The 15,602-nt window shown below is 67.8% G+C and carries 16 protein-coding genes and 1 tRNA gene; 14 read left to right on the top strand and 3 right to left on the bottom strand.

The genetic code is table 11. The annotated features are described in order from the left end of the window. Positions 1-94: 94 nt before the first annotated feature. From LIN44_RS01975 to LIN44_RS02035, 13 genes are all read left to right on the top strand, one after another. Positions 95-1,006: an EamA family transporter gene (locus LIN44_RS01975; protein WP_227313329.1), complete on the top strand. Its 912-nt coding sequence runs from the start codon at positions 95-97 to the stop codon at positions 1,004-1,006. A gap of 51 nt (positions 1,007-1,057) precedes the next feature. Beyond that, positions 1,058-1,477, top strand: coding sequence for a metalloregulator ArsR/SmtB family transcription factor (locus tag LIN44_RS01980; protein ID WP_111521233.1), 420 nt, complete (start codon positions 1,058-1,060; stop codon positions 1,475-1,477). A gap of 116 nt (positions 1,478-1,593) precedes the next feature. Next, positions 1,594-2,943 carry a sulfite dehydrogenase gene (soxC, locus tag LIN44_RS01985; protein WP_227313330.1) on the top strand — a complete coding sequence of 450 codons (1,350 nt, stop codon included), beginning with the start codon at positions 1,594-1,596 and terminating at the stop codon, positions 2,941-2,943. Further along, positions 2,927-3,961 (top strand): c-type cytochrome, encoded by a 1,035-nt coding sequence (locus tag LIN44_RS01990; protein ID WP_227313331.1) that lies wholly within the window; start codon positions 2,927-2,929, stop codon positions 3,959-3,961. The genes soxC and LIN44_RS01990 overlap by 17 nt, the downstream gene beginning before the upstream one ends. Positions 3,962-4,078: 117 nt before the next feature. Beyond that, positions 4,079-4,405, top strand: coding sequence for a c-type cytochrome (locus LIN44_RS01995; RefSeq protein WP_227313332.1), 327 nt, complete (start codon positions 4,079-4,081; stop codon positions 4,403-4,405). A gap of 154 nt (positions 4,406-4,559) precedes the next feature. After that, entirely contained in the window at positions 4,560-5,015 is a 456-nt protein-coding gene (gene soxY, locus LIN44_RS02000) for a thiosulfate oxidation carrier protein SoxY (RefSeq protein WP_010812118.1), read from the top strand. A 49-nt stretch (positions 5,016-5,064) separates the two neighbouring features. Further along, positions 5,065-5,376, top strand: coding sequence for a thiosulfate oxidation carrier complex protein SoxZ (gene soxZ / locus LIN44_RS02005; RefSeq protein WP_116355082.1), 312 nt, complete (start codon positions 5,065-5,067; stop codon positions 5,374-5,376). Positions 5,377-5,474: 98 nt separating this feature from the next. Next, entirely contained in the window at positions 5,475-5,939 is a 465-nt protein-coding gene (locus LIN44_RS02010; RefSeq protein ID WP_227313333.1) for a DsrE family protein, read from the top strand. A 93-nt stretch (positions 5,940-6,032) separates the two neighbouring features. Beyond that, the gene (gene soxA, locus LIN44_RS02015; RefSeq protein ID WP_227313334.1) at positions 6,033-6,860 is read left to right on the top strand and encodes a sulfur oxidation c-type cytochrome SoxA; all 828 of its coding nucleotides are present in this window, start codon (positions 6,033-6,035) and stop codon (positions 6,858-6,860) included. Between the two features lie 19 nt (positions 6,861-6,879). After that, positions 6,880-7,554, top strand: coding sequence for a sulfur oxidation c-type cytochrome SoxX (gene soxX / locus LIN44_RS02020; RefSeq protein WP_227313335.1), 675 nt, complete (start codon positions 6,880-6,882; stop codon positions 7,552-7,554). A 5-nt stretch (positions 7,555-7,559) separates the two neighbouring features. Then, a complete protein-coding gene (locus tag LIN44_RS02025) occupies positions 7,560-8,054 on the top strand; it encodes a TlpA disulfide reductase family protein (protein WP_227313336.1) in 495 nt (164 codons plus the stop codon). A gap of 57 nt (positions 8,055-8,111) precedes the next feature. Then, positions 8,112-9,833 carry a thiosulfohydrolase SoxB gene (gene soxB / locus LIN44_RS02030; RefSeq protein WP_227313337.1) on the top strand — a complete coding sequence of 574 codons (1,722 nt, stop codon included), beginning with the start codon at positions 8,112-8,114 and terminating at the stop codon, positions 9,831-9,833. Between the two features lie 73 nt (positions 9,834-9,906). Next, positions 9,907-9,982: transfer RNA gene (locus tag LIN44_RS02035), tRNA-Ala, on the top strand. An 86-nt stretch (positions 9,983-10,068) separates the two neighbouring features. Here the strand turns inward: LIN44_RS02035 and LIN44_RS02040 are convergent. From LIN44_RS02040 to LIN44_RS02050, 3 genes are all read right to left on the bottom strand, one after another. Continuing rightward, entirely contained in the window at positions 10,069-11,100 is a 1,032-nt protein-coding gene (locus LIN44_RS02040; protein ID WP_227313338.1) for a hypothetical protein, read from the bottom strand. Between the two features lie 202 nt (positions 11,101-11,302). Then, on the bottom strand, positions 11,303-13,219 hold the full coding sequence (locus LIN44_RS02045; RefSeq protein WP_227313339.1) for a hypothetical protein: 1,917 nt from the start codon (positions 13,217-13,219) through the stop codon (positions 11,303-11,305). A 914-nt stretch (positions 13,220-14,133) separates the two neighbouring features. Further along, on the bottom strand, positions 14,134-14,385 hold the full coding sequence (locus tag LIN44_RS02050) for a hypothetical protein (RefSeq protein ID WP_227313340.1): 252 nt from the start codon (positions 14,383-14,385) through the stop codon (positions 14,134-14,136). Positions 14,386-14,568: 183 nt separating this feature from the next. Between LIN44_RS02050 and LIN44_RS02055 the strand changes: the two genes are divergently transcribed. After that, complete coding sequence (locus tag LIN44_RS02055; RefSeq protein ID WP_227313341.1) at positions 14,569-15,534, top strand: cation diffusion facilitator family transporter; 966 nt, start codon at positions 14,569-14,571, stop codon at positions 15,532-15,534. Positions 15,535-15,602 lie beyond the last annotated feature (68 nt).

Raw genomic sequence — 15,602 nt, forward strand, 5'->3', positions numbered from 1 at the left:
CCGCACAAAACCGCAAGAACGTGCAATGCCGCGCGTGCCTGCGCTGCTACGCTAGGCGTTCCGTTCGAACTCCGCGCGCCCGCGCACGGCACCCATGCAAGCCAGAGACCGTCTCCTCGCCCTCGCCATCGTCTGCGTCTGGGGCGTCAACTTCGTTGTGATCAAGGTCGGGCTGGCGGGCGTGCCGCCGATGCTGCTGGGGGCGCTGCGCTTCCTGCTGGTGGTGTTCCCGGCGATCTTCTTCGTGCCGCGCCCGCGCGTGCCGTGGCGGCTGCTGCTGGCCTACGGCGTCACCATCAGCCTGGGGCAGTTCGCCTTCCTGTTCTCGGCCATGGCGGTCGGCATGCCGGCCGGGCTGGCGTCGCTGGTGCTGCAGTCGCAGGCCTTCTTCACGCTGGCGATCGCCGCGCTGTGGCTGGGCGAGCCGGTGCGCTGGCACAACCTCGCCGGCATGGCGGTGGCGGCCGGCGGGCTGGCGCTGATCGGCGCCGGCGCGGGTGACCTGTCGGGCGGCATGGGCGGCATGGGCGGCATGAGCGCGGCGGGCTTCGTGCTGACGCTGTGCGCGGCGTTCTGCTGGGCCAGCGGCAATATCGTCAGCAAGAAGATCGGCCCCGTGGACCTGCTCGGGCTGGTAATCTGGGGCGCGCTGGTGCCGATCGTGCCGTTCGCGCTGCTGTCGCTGTGGTTGGAGGGCCCGGCGCGCATCGTGCAAAGCGTGACGCAGGTGTCGGGCATGGCGGTGTTCGCGGTGGCGTACCTGGCGTTCGCGGCGACGGTGTTCGGCTACACCATGTGGGGCCGGCTGCTGACGCGCTATCCGGCCAGCCAGGTGGCGCCGCTGACGCTGCTGGTGCCGGTGGTGGGGCTGGTGTCGGCGCACGTGCTGCTGGGCGAGGACCTGTCCGGGGCGCAGTGGATCGGCGCGGCGGTGGTGATGGCAGGGCTGCTGCTCAACGTGTTCGGCCAGCGCCTGTGGGCGGGCAGGGCGCTGGCGCGCCGCTGAACTGGCGCACGCGGCGCCTCATGTTGTGCTGCATCAATGGGTAAACACTATATGCGCATTCACGCATATACGAATATATTGGACGGCATGGAAGAGCTGGATCGCGTGTTCGAAAAGGTATCGGGTTATTTCAGCCTGCTGGCGGAGCCGACGCGGCTGAAGATCCTGCACGCCTTGTGCGATGGCGAGAAGCCGGTCAGCACGGTGGTCGAGACGGTGGGTTCGTCGCAGACCAATGTGTCACGGCATCTCAACGCGATGTACCGCTCGGGCGTGCTGTCGCGCCGCAAGGAGGCGAACCTGGTGTTCTACGCCATTGCGGACGAAAGCGTGATCGAGCTGTGCCGCACGGTGTGCGTGCAGGTGGCGAGCCGGCTGGAGGACAATGCCTTGCCCTCCGGCGTGGTCGACCGCTTCATGGCACAGCCCGCGCCGGAAGCCCCGGCGCGCCGGCGGCGCACTGCAGGCTAGCCGCGCCACCACTCTTCCGGCAGCAAACGGAGGCGCCGCACCCGTTGCAGCGCCCTGTACAACAGGCACGCCGACCGGTCTGACCGACCGTGGCGAGCGCGCCGGAGGAGACCGCATTGCAGGAACGGAACCGGCCCGGGCGCATCGTGCCCGCGCCCGAGCACTTCGTCAGCGCATCGCTGCAGCAGGACATCGGCCGGCACGGCCTGGACGCGCCGCGCCGCGAATTCCTGCGCAAGAGCTTCCTCGGCGCCGCCGCCGGCATTGCCGCGGCCACGGCGGGCCGGCAGGCGCTGGCCGCGGATGGCGACCCCGCCATCCTGCAGCCGCAGCCGTGGGCCACGTCGCTGGGTCAGCCGGTCGCGGCGCGACCCTATGGCCAGCCCTCGGTCCATGAGAAAAACCTGATCCGGCGCGAGTCGCCGGGCCTGACCCGGGTGTCGGCGGCCTCGGTGGCGTTCGCGCCGCTGCAGGGCTTCTTCGGCATCATCACCCCCAACGGCCTGCACTTCGAGCGCCACCACCAGGGCTGGCACGATATCGACCCGGCGCGCCACCGCCTGATGATCAACGGCCTGGTGCGCACGCCGCGGGTCTACACCATGGACGACCTGATGCGCCTGCCGGCGGTGTCGCGCATGCATTTCATCGAATGCGGCGCCAATACCGGCATGGAGTGGGGCAACGTGGCGGTGCCGACGGTGCAGTACACCCACGGCATGCTGTCGTGCTGCGAATTCACCGGCGTGCCGCTGCGGGTGCTGCTGGACGACGCCGGCGCCGACCTGCGCCGCGGCCGCTACCTGCTGGCCGAAGGCGGCGACGGCTCGTCGATGACGCGCACCATCCCGATGGAACTCGCCGACGAGATCATCGTGGCCTGGGGCATGAACGGCGAGATGCTGCGCCCCGAGAACGGCTACCCGCTGCGGCTGGTGGTGCCTGGCGTGCAGGGCGTGTCGTGGGTCAAGTGGCTGCGCCGGCTGGAACTGGGCGACCAGCCCTGGAACGCCAAGGACGAAACCATCCACTACGTCGACATGATGCCCGACGGCAAGCTGCGCCAGTACACCTCGATCCAGGAGTGCAAGTCGGTCATCACCACGCCGTCGGGCGGGCAGCAGCTGGTGGGCAAGGGTTTCTACAACATCAGCGGCCTGGCGTGGTCGGGGCGCGGCCGCGTCAGGCGGGTCGATGTCTCGACCGACGGCGGGCGCAACTGGCGCACCGCACGGCTGGAGGCGCCGGTGCTGTCCAAATGCCTGACGCGCTTCAACCTGGACTGGGTCTGGGACGGCGGCCCGGCGATCCTGCAAAGCCGCGCCATCGACGAGACCGGCTACGTGCAGCCGAAGCTGGGGCAGCTGCGCGCGGTGCGCGGCACGCGCTCGATCTATCACAACAACGCGATCCAGAGCTGGCAGGTGGCGGCCGGCGGCGAGGTGACCAATGTCCATGTGGGTTGAGCTCAGGATCGCGGCGGCGCTGCTGGCGGCCGGCTGCGCGGCGCCGGCATTGGCCGGCACCGGCGACGCGCGTGCGGCACTTGGCCGCACCGCCACGCCGGCGGAGGTGGCCGCGTGGGACATCGACGTGCGCCCGGACTTCAAGGGCCTGCCCCGGGGCAGCGGCACGGTGGCGCAGGGCCAGAAGGTCTGGGACGGCAAGTGCGCGTCGTGCCACGGCGACTTCGGTGAATCCAACGAGGTGTTCACGCCGCTGGTCGGCGGCACCACCGCCGATGACATCCGGCGCGGGCGCGTTGCCGGCATGACCGGCAACCAGCCGTACCGGACCACGCTGATGAAGGTCAGCACCGTCAGCACGCTGTGGGACTACATCCACCGTGCCATGCCGTGGAACGCGCCCAAGAGCCTGAGCGTGAACGAGGTCTATGCGGTCACCGCTTACCTGCTCAGCCTGGGCGAGATCGTTCCCGCCGACTTTACGCTGTCCGACGCCAATATCGCCGAGGTCCAGCGGCGCATGCCCAACCGCGCCGGCATGACCACCGACCACGGGCTGTGGCCGGGGCGCGGCCGGCCGGACACGCGCAACACCGCGTGCATGTCGCGCTGCGCGGAGCAGGTCGCGATTGCCTCGTCGATGCCGGACTATGCCCGCGACGCCCACGGCGACCTGGCGCAGCAGCAGCGCGCGTTCGGCCCGGTGCGCGGCATCGCGGCCGCCGGCGCGGCCAGGCCAGGCGGTGCAGCGGTGGCCGCGGCGGCGCCCGCGCAGGGCGCGCGCCTGGCCAGCCAGTATCAATGCGTGGCCTGCCACGCCATGGACCGCAAGCTGGTGGGGCCATCGTTCACCGATATCGCGGGCAAGTACAAGGGGCAGGATGCGCATGCGGCACTGGCGCGCAAGGTCAAGGCGGGCGGGCAAGGCGCGTGGGGCGCCGTGCCGATGCCGCCGCAGCCGCAAATCCCGGATTCGGACGTGCAGGCCATGGTGGGCTGGATTCTTGAGGCAAAATAGCGGACTGGCCGCCGCAGTGCCCCCAGGCGGCGGCCAGTGTGTGCCGCCAGGCCATTGCAGCACGGCCGCGCGGCCTTTGCCGTCCCCACGGCTTTACAGAGCTTGGAGAGCTTAACAATGAAGCAGTTTGTCATCGCAGCGCTGTTGCTAGGCGCCGCCGCATCGGCCCACGCGGTCGATGCCGCCAAGGCACAGGAGATCGCCAACAAGAACGCCTGCATGGGTTGCCACCAGGTCGACAAGAAGCTGGTCGGCCCGTCCTACAAGGAAGTGGCGGCCAAGTACAAGGGCGACAAGAACGCCCTGGCAAACCTGAGCAAGAAGGTCAAGAGCGGTGGTTCGGGCGTGTGGGGCCCGGTGCCGATGCCGGCCAACGCCGCCATCAGCGACGCCGACCTGAAGACCGTGGTCGAGTGGGTGCTGGCAGGCGCCCCTGCCAAGTAAGACCGACTGCCACCGCGGGCAGTCCGCCGATGCACCGGGCCGGGCGGTCAATGCCGCGGCCTGGGACAACCAGCGGCCGGCGATGTACCGGCCGCAAGCAACACCCCTGGAACGGTCCACGACCGACTGGAACGGAGTAGCCGGAGAGCAAGCAATGAATTCCAAACGACGAGAAGTGCTGCGGGTCACCGCTGTCCTGTCGCTGATGGCCGCCACCGGTCTGATCAGCGAAGCGCAGGCGGCCGAGTGGAACAAGAACGCCTTTGACGGCAAGAGTGTTGCCGACGTGATCAAGGCCCTCGGCGGCAGCGGCACCGAGAAAAGCACCGCCATCACCTTCACCGCCCCCGATATCGCCGAAAACGGCGCCGTGGTGCCGGTGGCCGTGACCAGCACCATTCCGGATACCGAGCAGATCGCGATCCTGGTGGAAAAGAACCCCAACACCCTGGCCGCCGACTTCATCATCCCGGCCGGCACCGAGCCGTTCGTCTCCACGCGCGTGAAGATGGGCCAGACCTCGGTAGTGCATGCCGCGGTCAAGGCCGGCGGCAAGTGGTACGTGGCATCGAAGGAAATCAAGGTCACGCTGGGCGGCTGCGGCGGCTGACGCCGCGCCCCGGACCGAGATTCCCGCCAAACTGCAACAGGAGAAACACATGGCAGACCCGATGCGCGTACGCGCCACCGAAAACGGCGGCGTAGTGGACGTCAAGATTCTGATGAAGCACGACATGGAGACCGGCCAGCGCAAGGATGCGTCCGGCAAGGTCATCCCGGCCTGGCATATCCAGACCGTGACCGCCCAGTGCAAGGGCAAGGAAGTGTTCCGCGCCCAGTTCGGCCCGGCGGTGTCCAAGGACCCGTTCCTGAACTTCAAGTTCAAGGGCGGCGCCAAGGGCGACAAGGTTGCCGTGACCTGGATCGACAACAAGGGCGACAAGCGCACCGACGAGGCCACCATCGCCTGAGGGGCCCGGCCACGCTGCCAAGCCGCGCGGCACGCTGCGCCGTCCTCTGCTAAGGTTCGGGGCGGAATGCCGGGACGGACCCGGCCCGAAGGAGCATTATGCGGCGAGCATTTATTCGAGCATCGGCGGCCCTGGCCGCGATCGGCCTGGCGGCCAGGGCTTCGGCCCAGTCCGGCCAGTCCCCGGCAGCCGGTGCCGGCAAGGGCGGGCGCGTGAAGGTGGTGTACCAGCTGTCGGAAGGCATCGACCAGGCGGTGCGCGCGATGGGCAACCTGCGCAACCACCTGAATGGCGCCCCCGGCACCAAGATAGTGGTGGTCGCGTTCGGCTACGGCATCGACTTTCTGGTCGAAGGCGCCAAGGATGCGCGCGGCAACAGCTTCGAGAGCCCGGTGGGCGCGCTGGCCGCCGAAGGCGTGGAGTTCCGCGTGTGCCGCAATACGCTGACCGCGCGCAAGATTTCCGAATCGCAGCTGTTGATGGAAGCCAAGGTGGTCCAGGCCGGCGTGGTCGAGATCGCCCGCCTGCAGGCGGAGGAAGGCTACGCGTATATCAAGCCCTGAGCCGGGCTGGCGCGGCCTGACGGCAATACAAGAGAGAAGCATCGAGAAAAAAAGCGGCCCGTCCCGCAAGGCGCGGCCGCGAGGAGAAGCCCCATGACACCGATCCGAAGCCGGGCCCGGCGCGCGGCACTGGCGCTGGCCGCCACCGCGGCGGCCGCAGCTGCCGCCGCCGTGCACGCGCAGGGCAGCACCGCCGACGAAATCGCCAAATACCGCCAGATGCTGGCCGAAGGCAATCCCGCCGAGCTGTGGGAAGCCGCTGGCGAAGAGCTGTGGAAGAAGCCGGCCGGGCCGAAAAACGCCTCGCTCGAGCAATGCGACCTGGGCAAGGGCCCGGGCGTGACCAAGGGCGCCTACGCCGAGCTGCCGCGCTACTTCAAGGACACCAACAAGGTGATGGACCTGGAGCAGCGGCTGGCCCACTGCCGCATGACGCTGCAGGGGCTGAGCAAGGAAGAGGCCACCAAGAACCCGTTCTCGTCGTCGGGCAAGCCGTCCGAGATCGAACGGCTGGTGGCCTACCTGACCGGCGAGTCGCGCGGCGTGAAGATGAACGTGCAGCTCAGCCATCCGGAAGAGAAGCGCACCTATGCGCTGGGCGAGAAGATGTTCTTCTACCGCGGCGGCGCCTATGACTTTGCCTGCGCCACCTGCCACGCGGTCGACGGCCAGCGCATCCGCCTGCAGGACCTGCCCAACCTGCTGACCGACAAGGGCGCGCAGGCGGCCTACACCACCTGGCCCGCCTACCGCGTGTCGCAGGGCGAGGTCCGCACCATGCAGCACCGGCTGTACGACTGCCTGCGCCAGCAGCGCTTTCCCGAACCCGCCTATGGCTCGGACGTGATCACCGCGCTGACCATGTTCCTGGCGAAGAACGCCAACGGCGGCACCTACGACGGCCCGGCGATGAAGCGCTGACCAGTACGGGAGAGACACCATGCAACGACATACCAAGGCAGTGGCCGTCGCGGCCCTGGCCGCCCTGCTGGCAACCGGCGCCTACGCACAGGACAGCGCACCAGGCAGCGCCAGGGCCCGCCCCGCCAAGGGCAAGCCCGCCGCCATCAGCGGCGCCGACATGAAGCAGCTGATCGAAGACTCGTTCTCTTCGCGCGGGCCGGTCACGGTCGAGGGCGTGCTGAACCAGGACGGCATGCAGCAGGCCTGCAGCCAGTACCCGGACCGCACCAGGGTGCCGGCCAAGGTGGCGAAGAAGATCGAGGCCGCCGAGCTGAAGCAGATCAAGTACCCGGCCGACGACAAATGGCTGGGCGACTGGAAGGAGGGCGAGAAGGTCGCCCAGAACGGCCGCGGCATGCAGTTCACCGACCAGGTCGGCGGCACCAATGGCGGCAACTGCTACGCCTGCCACCAGATGACCAAGGCCGAGATCTCGTTCGGCAATATCGGCCCGTCGCTGTACCAGTACGGCAAGCTGCGCGGCAACTCGCAGGACGTCATCAAGTACACCTGGGGCAAGATCTGGGATTCCAGCGCCTACGCCGCCTGCTCCAACATGCCGCGCTTCGGCCACAAGGGCATCCTGACCGAAGCCCAGATCCGCGACGTGATGGCGCTGCTGCTCGACCCGGCCTCGCCGGTCAACCAGTAACGCCAATGCGCGCGCCCGCGATGATGCTGCGCGCGCTGCTGGCCGCTGGCCTGATGCTGGCCGCGGCCGGCGCCGCCGCGCTGGAGGTGGGTGACACCGTGCGCCTGCCCGAGGTCCGCACCCTCGACGGCCGTACGCTGAGCGCGGCCGCGCTGGCCGGCAAGCCGCTGGTGGTCGAGTACTGGGCCACCTGGTGCCCGTTCTGCGCAATGCAGAACCCGCGCCTGCAGAAGCTGTACGAGCGCACCCGCGGCACGCCGCTGCAGGTGCTGGCCATCAGCATCGACAAGGACCCGCGCGAGGCCGCCGATTACATGAAGAAGCGCGGCTACACCTTCGCCGCGACCATGGATTCGCCCGCGCTGCAGGCGGTGTTCGGCAAGCGCAAGGGGCTGCCCGAGCTTTACGTGATCGACGCGCGCGGGCGCGTGGTGCAGAAGGAAGTGGGCGAGATGCTCGAAGACGACGTGGCCGCGCTGGAGCGTTACGCAAAGCCATAGCGATGCGATGCCGGACGCCACGCGCACACCGGCACGCACTTATCCACAGGAAGAGACATGAACCGACGCGAGTTCCTGCAGGTGCTGGCCATTGCCGGCGCCGGCGGCATGACGTTCCCCCATCAGGATGCGCACGCCGCGCAGGCCGCCGACGCCATGTACGACCTGCCGCGCTTCGGCAACGTCCACCTGCTGCATTTCACCGACTGCCATGCGCAGCTGCGGCCGGTGTACTTCCGCGAACCCAACGTCAACCTCGGCATCGGCGACTATGCCGGCAAGCCGCCGCACCTGGTCGGCGAGGCACTGCTGCGCCACTACGGCATCCGGCCCGGCACCGCGCAAGCCCATGCGTTCACCTACCTCGATTTCAACGAGGCGGCGCGCCGCTATGGCAAGGTCGGCGGGTTTGCGCACCTGGCCACGCTGGTGAAGCGGCTCAAGGCCGGCCGTCCGGGCGCGCTGTTGCTCGACGGCGGCGATACCTGGCAGGGCTCGGCCACGGCGCTGTGGACCAAGGGCCAGGACATGGTCGATGCCGCACTGGCGCTGGGCGTGGACGTGATGACGCCGCACTGGGAGATGACGCTGGGCGCAGAGCGCGTCAGGGAGATCGTCGACAAGGACTTCAAGGGCAAGGTCGCGTTCCTGGCGCAGAACATCAAGACCAACGATTTCGGCGACCCGGTGTTCGATCCGTACGTGATCCGCGAGATCAACGGCGTGCCGGTGGCCATCATCGGCCAGGCGTTCCCGTACACCCCCATCGCCAACCCGCGCTACTTCGTGCCGGACTGGACCTTCGGCATCCAGGAAGAGAACCTGCAGCAGGTCATCGACGCCGCGCGCGGCAAGGGCGCGCAGGCGGTGGTGCTGCTGTCGCACAACGGCATGGACGTCGACCTGAAACTGGCCTCGCGCGTGCGCGGGCTCGACGCCATCCTGGGCGGCCATACCCATGACGGTGTGCCCGCGCCGGTGGCGGTGAAGAACGCCGGCGGCACCACGCTGGTGACCAATGCCGGCTCCAACGGCAAGTTCCTCGGCGTGCTCGATTTCGACGTGAAAAACGGCAAGGTGGCGGATTTCCGCTACCGGCTGCTGCCGGTGTTCGCCAACTACCTGCCGGCCGACCCGGCCATGGATGCGCTCATCAGCAAGGTACGGGCGCCGTATGAAAAGAAGCTGTCCGAAGTCCTCGCCGTCAACCGTGGCCTGCTGTACCGCCGCGGCAATTTCAACGGCACCTTCGACCAGCTGATCCTCGACGGCCTGATGCAGGTGCAGGGCGCGCAGATCGCGTTCTCGCCGGGCTTCCGCTGGGGCACCACGCTGCTGCCGGGCCAGGCCATCACCATGGAGCACCTGATGGACCAGACCGCGATCACGTACCCGTACACCACGGTGACGCAGATGAGCGGCGCGACCATCAAGACCATCCTCGAAGACGTCGCCGACAACCTGTTCAATCCCGACCCGTACTACCAGCAGGGCGGCGACATGGTGCGTGTCGGCGGCCTGCAATACACCATCGATCCGGCCGCCGGCATGGGCAAGCGCATCACCGACATGCGCCTGGCCGGCAAGCCGCTCGACGCCGCCAGGACCTACAAGGTGGCCGGCTGGGCCCCGGTGGCCGAAGAAGCCCGCGAGGCCGGCGGCGCGCCGGTCTGGGACGTGATGGCGCAGTGGCTGCGCAGCACCCGCGAAGTCAGCGCGCGCCCGCTGAACCTGCCGCGCGTGCGCGGCATGGATGGCAATGCCGGCATCGCGGCGTGATGTGGCAAACAGCACGCATGGGGGCGCGGAGGATTGAAGCGCGCCGCCCAAGTACGCTACAATCCTCCGCGACGGGCCGATAGCTCAGCTGGGAGAGCGCTGCGTTCGCAATGCAGAGGTCGGGAGTTCGATCCTCCTTCGGTCCACCAGAATTTTTCCCGTCCGCAAGACGCACGAATACCCCGGAGCCGCCAGGCTGCCGGGGTTTTTTGTTGGCGGCGTTCCCGCCGCCCCCTCACAACGCCGCAGCGACCTGCACCGGCAGCGTTTCCAGCCCCAGCAACTCCCTGAATCCCGCCTCATGATGCCGCAGCGCATGCGGCGCATACCAGGCGTTGGCGGCCCGGCCGATGCGCCAGGCGGCGTCCAGGTCGGAGGTCATGGCCTGGATCGAAGCCAGGTAGTGCGCGGGCGTGATGCCATCGTGCACGCCGCCGTGGCGGGACAGCAGCACCGGGCAGAGCGCGTGGGCGCAGTACGCGGCGAAGACCCCGCTCTTGGCCGCATAGTCGACGGGATAGGCCAGCACGCCATAGGTCGATGCCGACAGCAGCCGCGCCGCTTCGGCGGCTTCGACGCGGCCGTGCACCACCGCGCCGCGCCGCGCGATGCGGGCGGCGAGGGCGGTGTCGCCGAGGGGTGGCCCGATGTCGTGCAGCGTGAAGCCGCTACGGCCGACCCAGTCGAACAGGGCGTCGCCAGCCTCCTGGTAGGTGTGGGCGCGCAGCGCGGCGCCCCCGAGCACCACCACGGCGGCTTGCCGGTCCCGTTGCTGCGGGCCGCTTTCGCCCAGATTGGAGAACACCGGCAACACCCGGTGCGGCCGCGCCGGCGCGTGGGTGTTGAGCCAGCGCGCCGAACCCTCGCGGTTGGTCACCCAGAAGTCGGCCAGCGCTGCCAGTTCCGCGGCAATGTAGCGCTGCACCGGCGACAGCCAGAACGCCGAGCGCCACGGTGCGCCGTCCGCATACAGTTCGTGGAAGAAGATGCCGAGGCGGCGCATGTGCGGACGGGCCTCGCGCAGGCGCCGCAACAGCCACAGCGGCGTGCCGCGCCGGGCGTAGCCGTAGCCGACGTAATGGAGGACCACATCGGCGCCGGCCATCGCGGCCGCTGGCAGGTCGGGCGTTGCTTCGAGCAGATGTCCCTGCAGCAGCCCGTTGAGCGTCGCGGCATAGTCCCTGACGCCACCTTCGCCGGGCGCGACCAGGCTGATGGGGGCGCCGATGCCGCGGGCGTTCAGGTCGTGGGCGGACGGATTCGGCATGGGACAGGCTCCTTGCGCATATGGCGAGGTTGTCATGTCCCCGGGCAGGACATCTGTGCTCCAGCGCACGCGGCGTCACGGCGTGAGCGGCGTCTGCCCAATGGAAAAAGCCCGCACGGCGAACCGTGCGGGCCTCGAACAAGCGATATCAGTGGGAGAAGCTTGCCGGGATCAACCGGCGCGCTTCAGGCTGACATGACGCTCAGGGTACATTGCTCTGGGTGAAGTTGAACGGCTTGCCGGCCACCTGATAGGAACCGCCGAACTCGAACTCTTCATTGCCCGACTGGCCCACGCCGATATACAGCGGGCTGTTGGCACCCTGCAGGTTGATCGGTGCATAGCGATAGTTCAGCACCTGCTTGCCGGAATAGTCGGTCAGCGAGATCACGCTGGTCAGCAGCGGGCTTTGCTGGGACTCAGACACCGTGATCGGGTCGACGATACGCGAATCCTGCAGCGTCTTTTCGACCTTCAGCGTTTCCATGTCGACCAGCTGGACCTTCTGCTCGCCGCGCGACACCACCCACAGCTTGGTGTTCGAGCTGCCGAAGCTCTCGCGATTCACCTGGTGGATCATGCTGGTCGGGTTCTTGCCCACTTGCAGGCTGGTCACTTCCTTGATCAGTTCCGGATCGAGGTTGGTACCCGACTGCACGCCAGCCACCGAGATCGCGTGGATCACGCCGTCTTCCGTCGCCACCCAGGCCTGGCCCGGGTTGGCCAGCAGCGACAGCTTCACCGCGGTCGGCTTCTCGGCCAGGTTCATGGTCTTGACGATGGTCGGGGCGTAGTTGTCCACCGAGAACGTCTGCGGCCACTGCGAGTCTTCCAGGCCGGTATTGTTCAGCGTGTTCTGCAGGTCGCTGAAGCTGCCTTCGAAGTAGGTGTTGTTGACCTTGTCGAACAGCGGCTTCAGGTCCAGGAACACCACCTTCTTTTCCGACTTCGAGATCACCGCGGCAACGCCGGAGCGGGAGATCAGGTTGGCGTTGACGCCACCCGAGGCAAAGCTCTTCTGGTTGGCTTCGCTCAGGCCAGGCGTCGCTGCCGGCAGGCCCAGGCTCGCGCCGCGGTCGCCCACCGGGTCACGCAGCCAGCCCTGGGTGGTGTTGTCCTGCATGGTGCTGAAGTCGGTCACGGCGGAAATGTCCGTCGGGGCCTTCATGTCCGGCAGGTCAACGAAGCCCAGCAGCTTCATGAAGACGAAGTTGGACATGTTGCGCAGGCCCGGGTAGAGGCCATGCCACGACATATCGCTGGAGTCATACGGACCGCCCACCTTGCTGCCGTCGGCGAGGCTGCCCAGCGCAATCACCGCCACCTGGCCCTTCAGGTTCTTGGTGTCCCAGATCGTCACCAGCGCGAACTCGGAGTTCGACGTGATCGCGATTGCCGTCGGCACCTTGCCCTCGGGCAGCTTCACCGATGCCGAGTGCGAGGCCGTGTTCATGCCGACCGAGGCAATCAGGCCGTTCTGGAAAGCCACCAGCGATTGTGCGCAATCGTGCTCGCTGCAGCGGCCCATGGCGATCGGCTGCGTGGGCATCGCACCACCGTTGGCCGCCATGTGGTCCTTCAGCAGCGGATTGGTGGTGGTATGGCCCCAGAACCACGGGGTTTGCGGCTTTTCGGCAATGGTGCCGGCGCTCAGCGCGAGCGTCAGCAGCGGCGTGACGGCGGAGTCCGAAGCGGAGTCCGAGCGGTAAATCACGTCGCCCATGTTGCTGCCGTAGTCGTTACGGCCGCAGTCGATGTCACCCAGCTGATAAATGACGCTGGTGCTGGTATCCATCTGCGCGCCCGGATATTCCTGCTGGAAACAGGTATTACCGTGCGGGTAAAAGGTCTTGTCCTCGGGTTTCCAGACCGTACCAACTGCTGCGGCGGCCGAATTACTCGGGCCGTAGCGATAAGCCATGGCTTTTTCGCTGCTGTAATCCGAGGCAATGGCGACATATTCGTCGGCATTCAAATTGCCGGAACCGTCGAAAATCTCGTCGGCGACTTGGGTCGATTCGGCCGGGGTGGTCGGGCTGCGCGAAGCTTCGGTCGACGAGGTGCTACCGGAGGTGGTTGCATCGCTGCCATCGCCGCCGCCGCCGCATGCCGTCAGCACCACAGCGGCGCAGGCGGCAGCCAGGAAGTTCAGGCTCGGGAGAATGTAAGAATTGCGCGCTCTGCGCAGGTCGGATGGGTTATCGCGAGGTAGATTTTTCCCAGTCATTGATTTTTAAGTGAATGGATAAAAGATGAAAGTGAATAAACATCACCACGCCCGTTCTTGTGCCGGTTTGCAGTGTGCGCGACGAATTGCAGTGGCATAAAAAGCGGATCGGGTTAACCCCTTGGAAAACCCGGCAGCGGCGATACTAGGGGTACGTGTCCGAGACCGTACAGGACGGTAACAATGGGTTACGTGTGATTTTCGGGCGCGGCACCTGTGCACTATTGCAGTGCGCGGTTGCGACGTAACGATTACTCGCGGGTGGATCACATGTAAGGATTTGTTCGATTTGTGGACAGTTTTCCGTACGCCGCAATATCATCGCGCGCGATTTTCAGCTGCGGAAAAGGGGTAATTGCGCCGGCTTGCGGCAGGTCGGAAGGGGGATTAATGCCGGCGCAGCGCCAGCGGCGCGCCGGGTTAATGCCACCTGAATTCCACATGAATGCCAGCGGGGTGGGGCGTTAAGCGCCATGCGCGGCGGTCGCGCGGTCCGGCGGCTGCGACTCGCTACACGGGTCGCCATGCGTTATCGTTGAGCCCCTTGGGGCGTGGCCGCCAGGGCCTATTGACCGTCCGTCCGCACAGTGCCGGTGGTGGGTATCGGCGAGGCCGCGATGCGCGCCGCCGCGGCGCCCCGCGCGGGCACTGGAACAGCGCTTTGCGATACCGGGGAGCGGGCCGCTCCCGGCCGCATGCGAGGCACTGGCCCGCGCATCGGGCCTGGCCTTGCGCCAAGCGCCGGCGGCCTCGCCGACGGCGGCTGCAATCGGCGCCTGAGGGGCCTGGCGCGCACCAGGCGCGGCCTAGGCCACGCGCGTCGGACGTCTGGCCTTCATCGCCGAGGGGCGTACCTGTTGCAGCGCGCGCAGTGACTGCAGGGCATCCTCGACCGCTTCGATGCCGTCGCGCAGGCGGCCGGTGGCATAGCCCAGGCGGCTTTGCGCATCGGCATCGGGCGTGGAAAGGTGTTCGAGTGCGTCGACTTCCGCCTGCATCTGTCCGATCAGGCGGCGTAGCTGGGATGTGCTGTGCGAGGCTAGCGACCGGATCGCCATCGTGAGAGCCCTCCTTGCAAAGACCGGGTGCGCCGGCTGGCGCTGGTCCGCACGCCTGGTGCGGTGCCCGTCCTTTCTACGGTAAGGGTGGCGCACTCAGTTAGCCAGCGCTGTTACGAAATCGGCACGATGGCGTGGCCGCGCGCTGCGCGGCGCTCCGGCAGGTTCGGCTATAGTCACCCGATGGATTCGCACTCCTCCCGCATACGCACGGAACCGGGCGGCCTGCCCGACGACGGCGCCACCCCCGCGGCGCAAGCCGCGGCACGTCACCGCGCCGGCCGGCGCAGCACGCTGGTCAGCGTCGCGGTCAATCTCGGCCTGACCGCGGTGCAGTCGGTCGCGGGCGTGATCTCCGGCTCGCAGGCGCTGATCGCCGACGCCGCGCATTCGCTGTCCGACCTGCTGTCAGACTTTGTGGTGCTGGCCGCCGGCTGGCAAAGCCGCAAGGATCCGGATGCCGACCACCAGTACGGGCACCTGCGCTTCGAGACCGCGGCCTCGCTGGCGCTGGGTGTGCTGCTGCTGACGGTGGGGGCGGGCATGCTGTGGGCGGCGCTGGGCAAGCTGCAGCCTGCGGCCAGTACGCAGCCGGTGCAGCCAGTGGCGCTTTGGGTGGCGCTGGCCACGCTGGCCGCCAAGGAATTGCTGTTCCGCTACATGCTGGCGGTGGCGCGGCGGGTACGGTCGAGCATGCTGGTGGCCAACGCCTGGCATGCGCGCTCGGACGCGGCGTCGTCGCTGGTGGTGGCGCTCGGCATCGGCGGCAACCTGCTGGGCTACCACATCCTGGATCCGATCGCGGCGATCGTGGTCGGGCTGATGGTGGCGCGCATGGGGCTGCGCTTCGGCTGGGACGCGCTCAACGACCTGATGGACCGCGCCGCCGACGCGGAAACCGTCACCGCGATCCGCGCCACCATGCTGGCCACGCCCGGCGTGCTCGGCCTGCACGACCTGCGCACGCGCAAGATGGGCGACCAGGTGCTGGTCGACGTGCACCTCGAGATCGACGCCACCCTGACCGTGGCGCAGGGCCATGCCATCGCGGTGGAGGCGCGGCGCCGCACGCTGGAACACCACCATGTGCTGAACGTAATGACGCACGTCGACCCGGTATACCTTGGCGCAACCGCTGCCGATGGCTGAGCCGGGCTGTGGACAGCTTCGCCCGAGCCTGGGGATAACCGGCCGGACAAGCTGTGCCGCGCCTGGGG

The organism is Cupriavidus sp. MP-37, from assembly GCF_020618415.1.
Classification (GTDB): Bacteria; Pseudomonadota; Gammaproteobacteria; order Burkholderiales; family Burkholderiaceae; genus Cupriavidus.

Coding starts and splice junctions, on each gene's coding strand:
- soxB (WP_227313337.1), top strand. CDS start 8,112: ATGAACCGACGCGAGTTCCTGCAGGTGCTGGCCATTGCCGGCGCCGGC.
- LIN44_RS02050 (WP_227313340.1), bottom strand. CDS start 14,385: ATGGCGATCCGGTCGCTAGCCTCGCACAGCACATCCCAGCTACGCCGC.
- soxX (WP_227313335.1), top strand. CDS start 6,880: ATGCAACGACATACCAAGGCAGTGGCCGTCGCGGCCCTGGCCGCCCTG.
- LIN44_RS01995 (WP_227313332.1), top strand. CDS start 4,079: ATGAAGCAGTTTGTCATCGCAGCGCTGTTGCTAGGCGCCGCCGCATCG.
- LIN44_RS02010 (WP_227313333.1), top strand. CDS start 5,475: ATGCGGCGAGCATTTATTCGAGCATCGGCGGCCCTGGCCGCGATCGGC.
- soxY (WP_010812118.1), top strand. CDS start 4,560: ATGAATTCCAAACGACGAGAAGTGCTGCGGGTCACCGCTGTCCTGTCG.
- LIN44_RS01980 (WP_111521233.1), top strand. CDS start 1,058: ATGCGCATTCACGCATATACGAATATATTGGACGGCATGGAAGAGCTG.
- soxZ (WP_116355082.1), top strand. CDS start 5,065: ATGGCAGACCCGATGCGCGTACGCGCCACCGAAAACGGCGGCGTAGTG.
- LIN44_RS02055 (WP_227313341.1), top strand. CDS start 14,569: ATGGATTCGCACTCCTCCCGCATACGCACGGAACCGGGCGGCCTGCCC.
- LIN44_RS02025 (WP_227313336.1), top strand. CDS start 7,560: ATGCGCGCGCCCGCGATGATGCTGCGCGCGCTGCTGGCCGCTGGCCTG.
- LIN44_RS01990 (WP_227313331.1), top strand. CDS start 2,927: ATGTCCATGTGGGTTGAGCTCAGGATCGCGGCGGCGCTGCTGGCGGCC.
- LIN44_RS01975 (WP_227313329.1), top strand. CDS start 95: ATGCAAGCCAGAGACCGTCTCCTCGCCCTCGCCATCGTCTGCGTCTGG.
- LIN44_RS02040 (WP_227313338.1), bottom strand. CDS start 11,100: ATGCCGAATCCGTCCGCCCACGACCTGAACGCCCGCGGCATCGGCGCC.
- soxA (WP_227313334.1), top strand. CDS start 6,033: ATGACACCGATCCGAAGCCGGGCCCGGCGCGCGGCACTGGCGCTGGCC.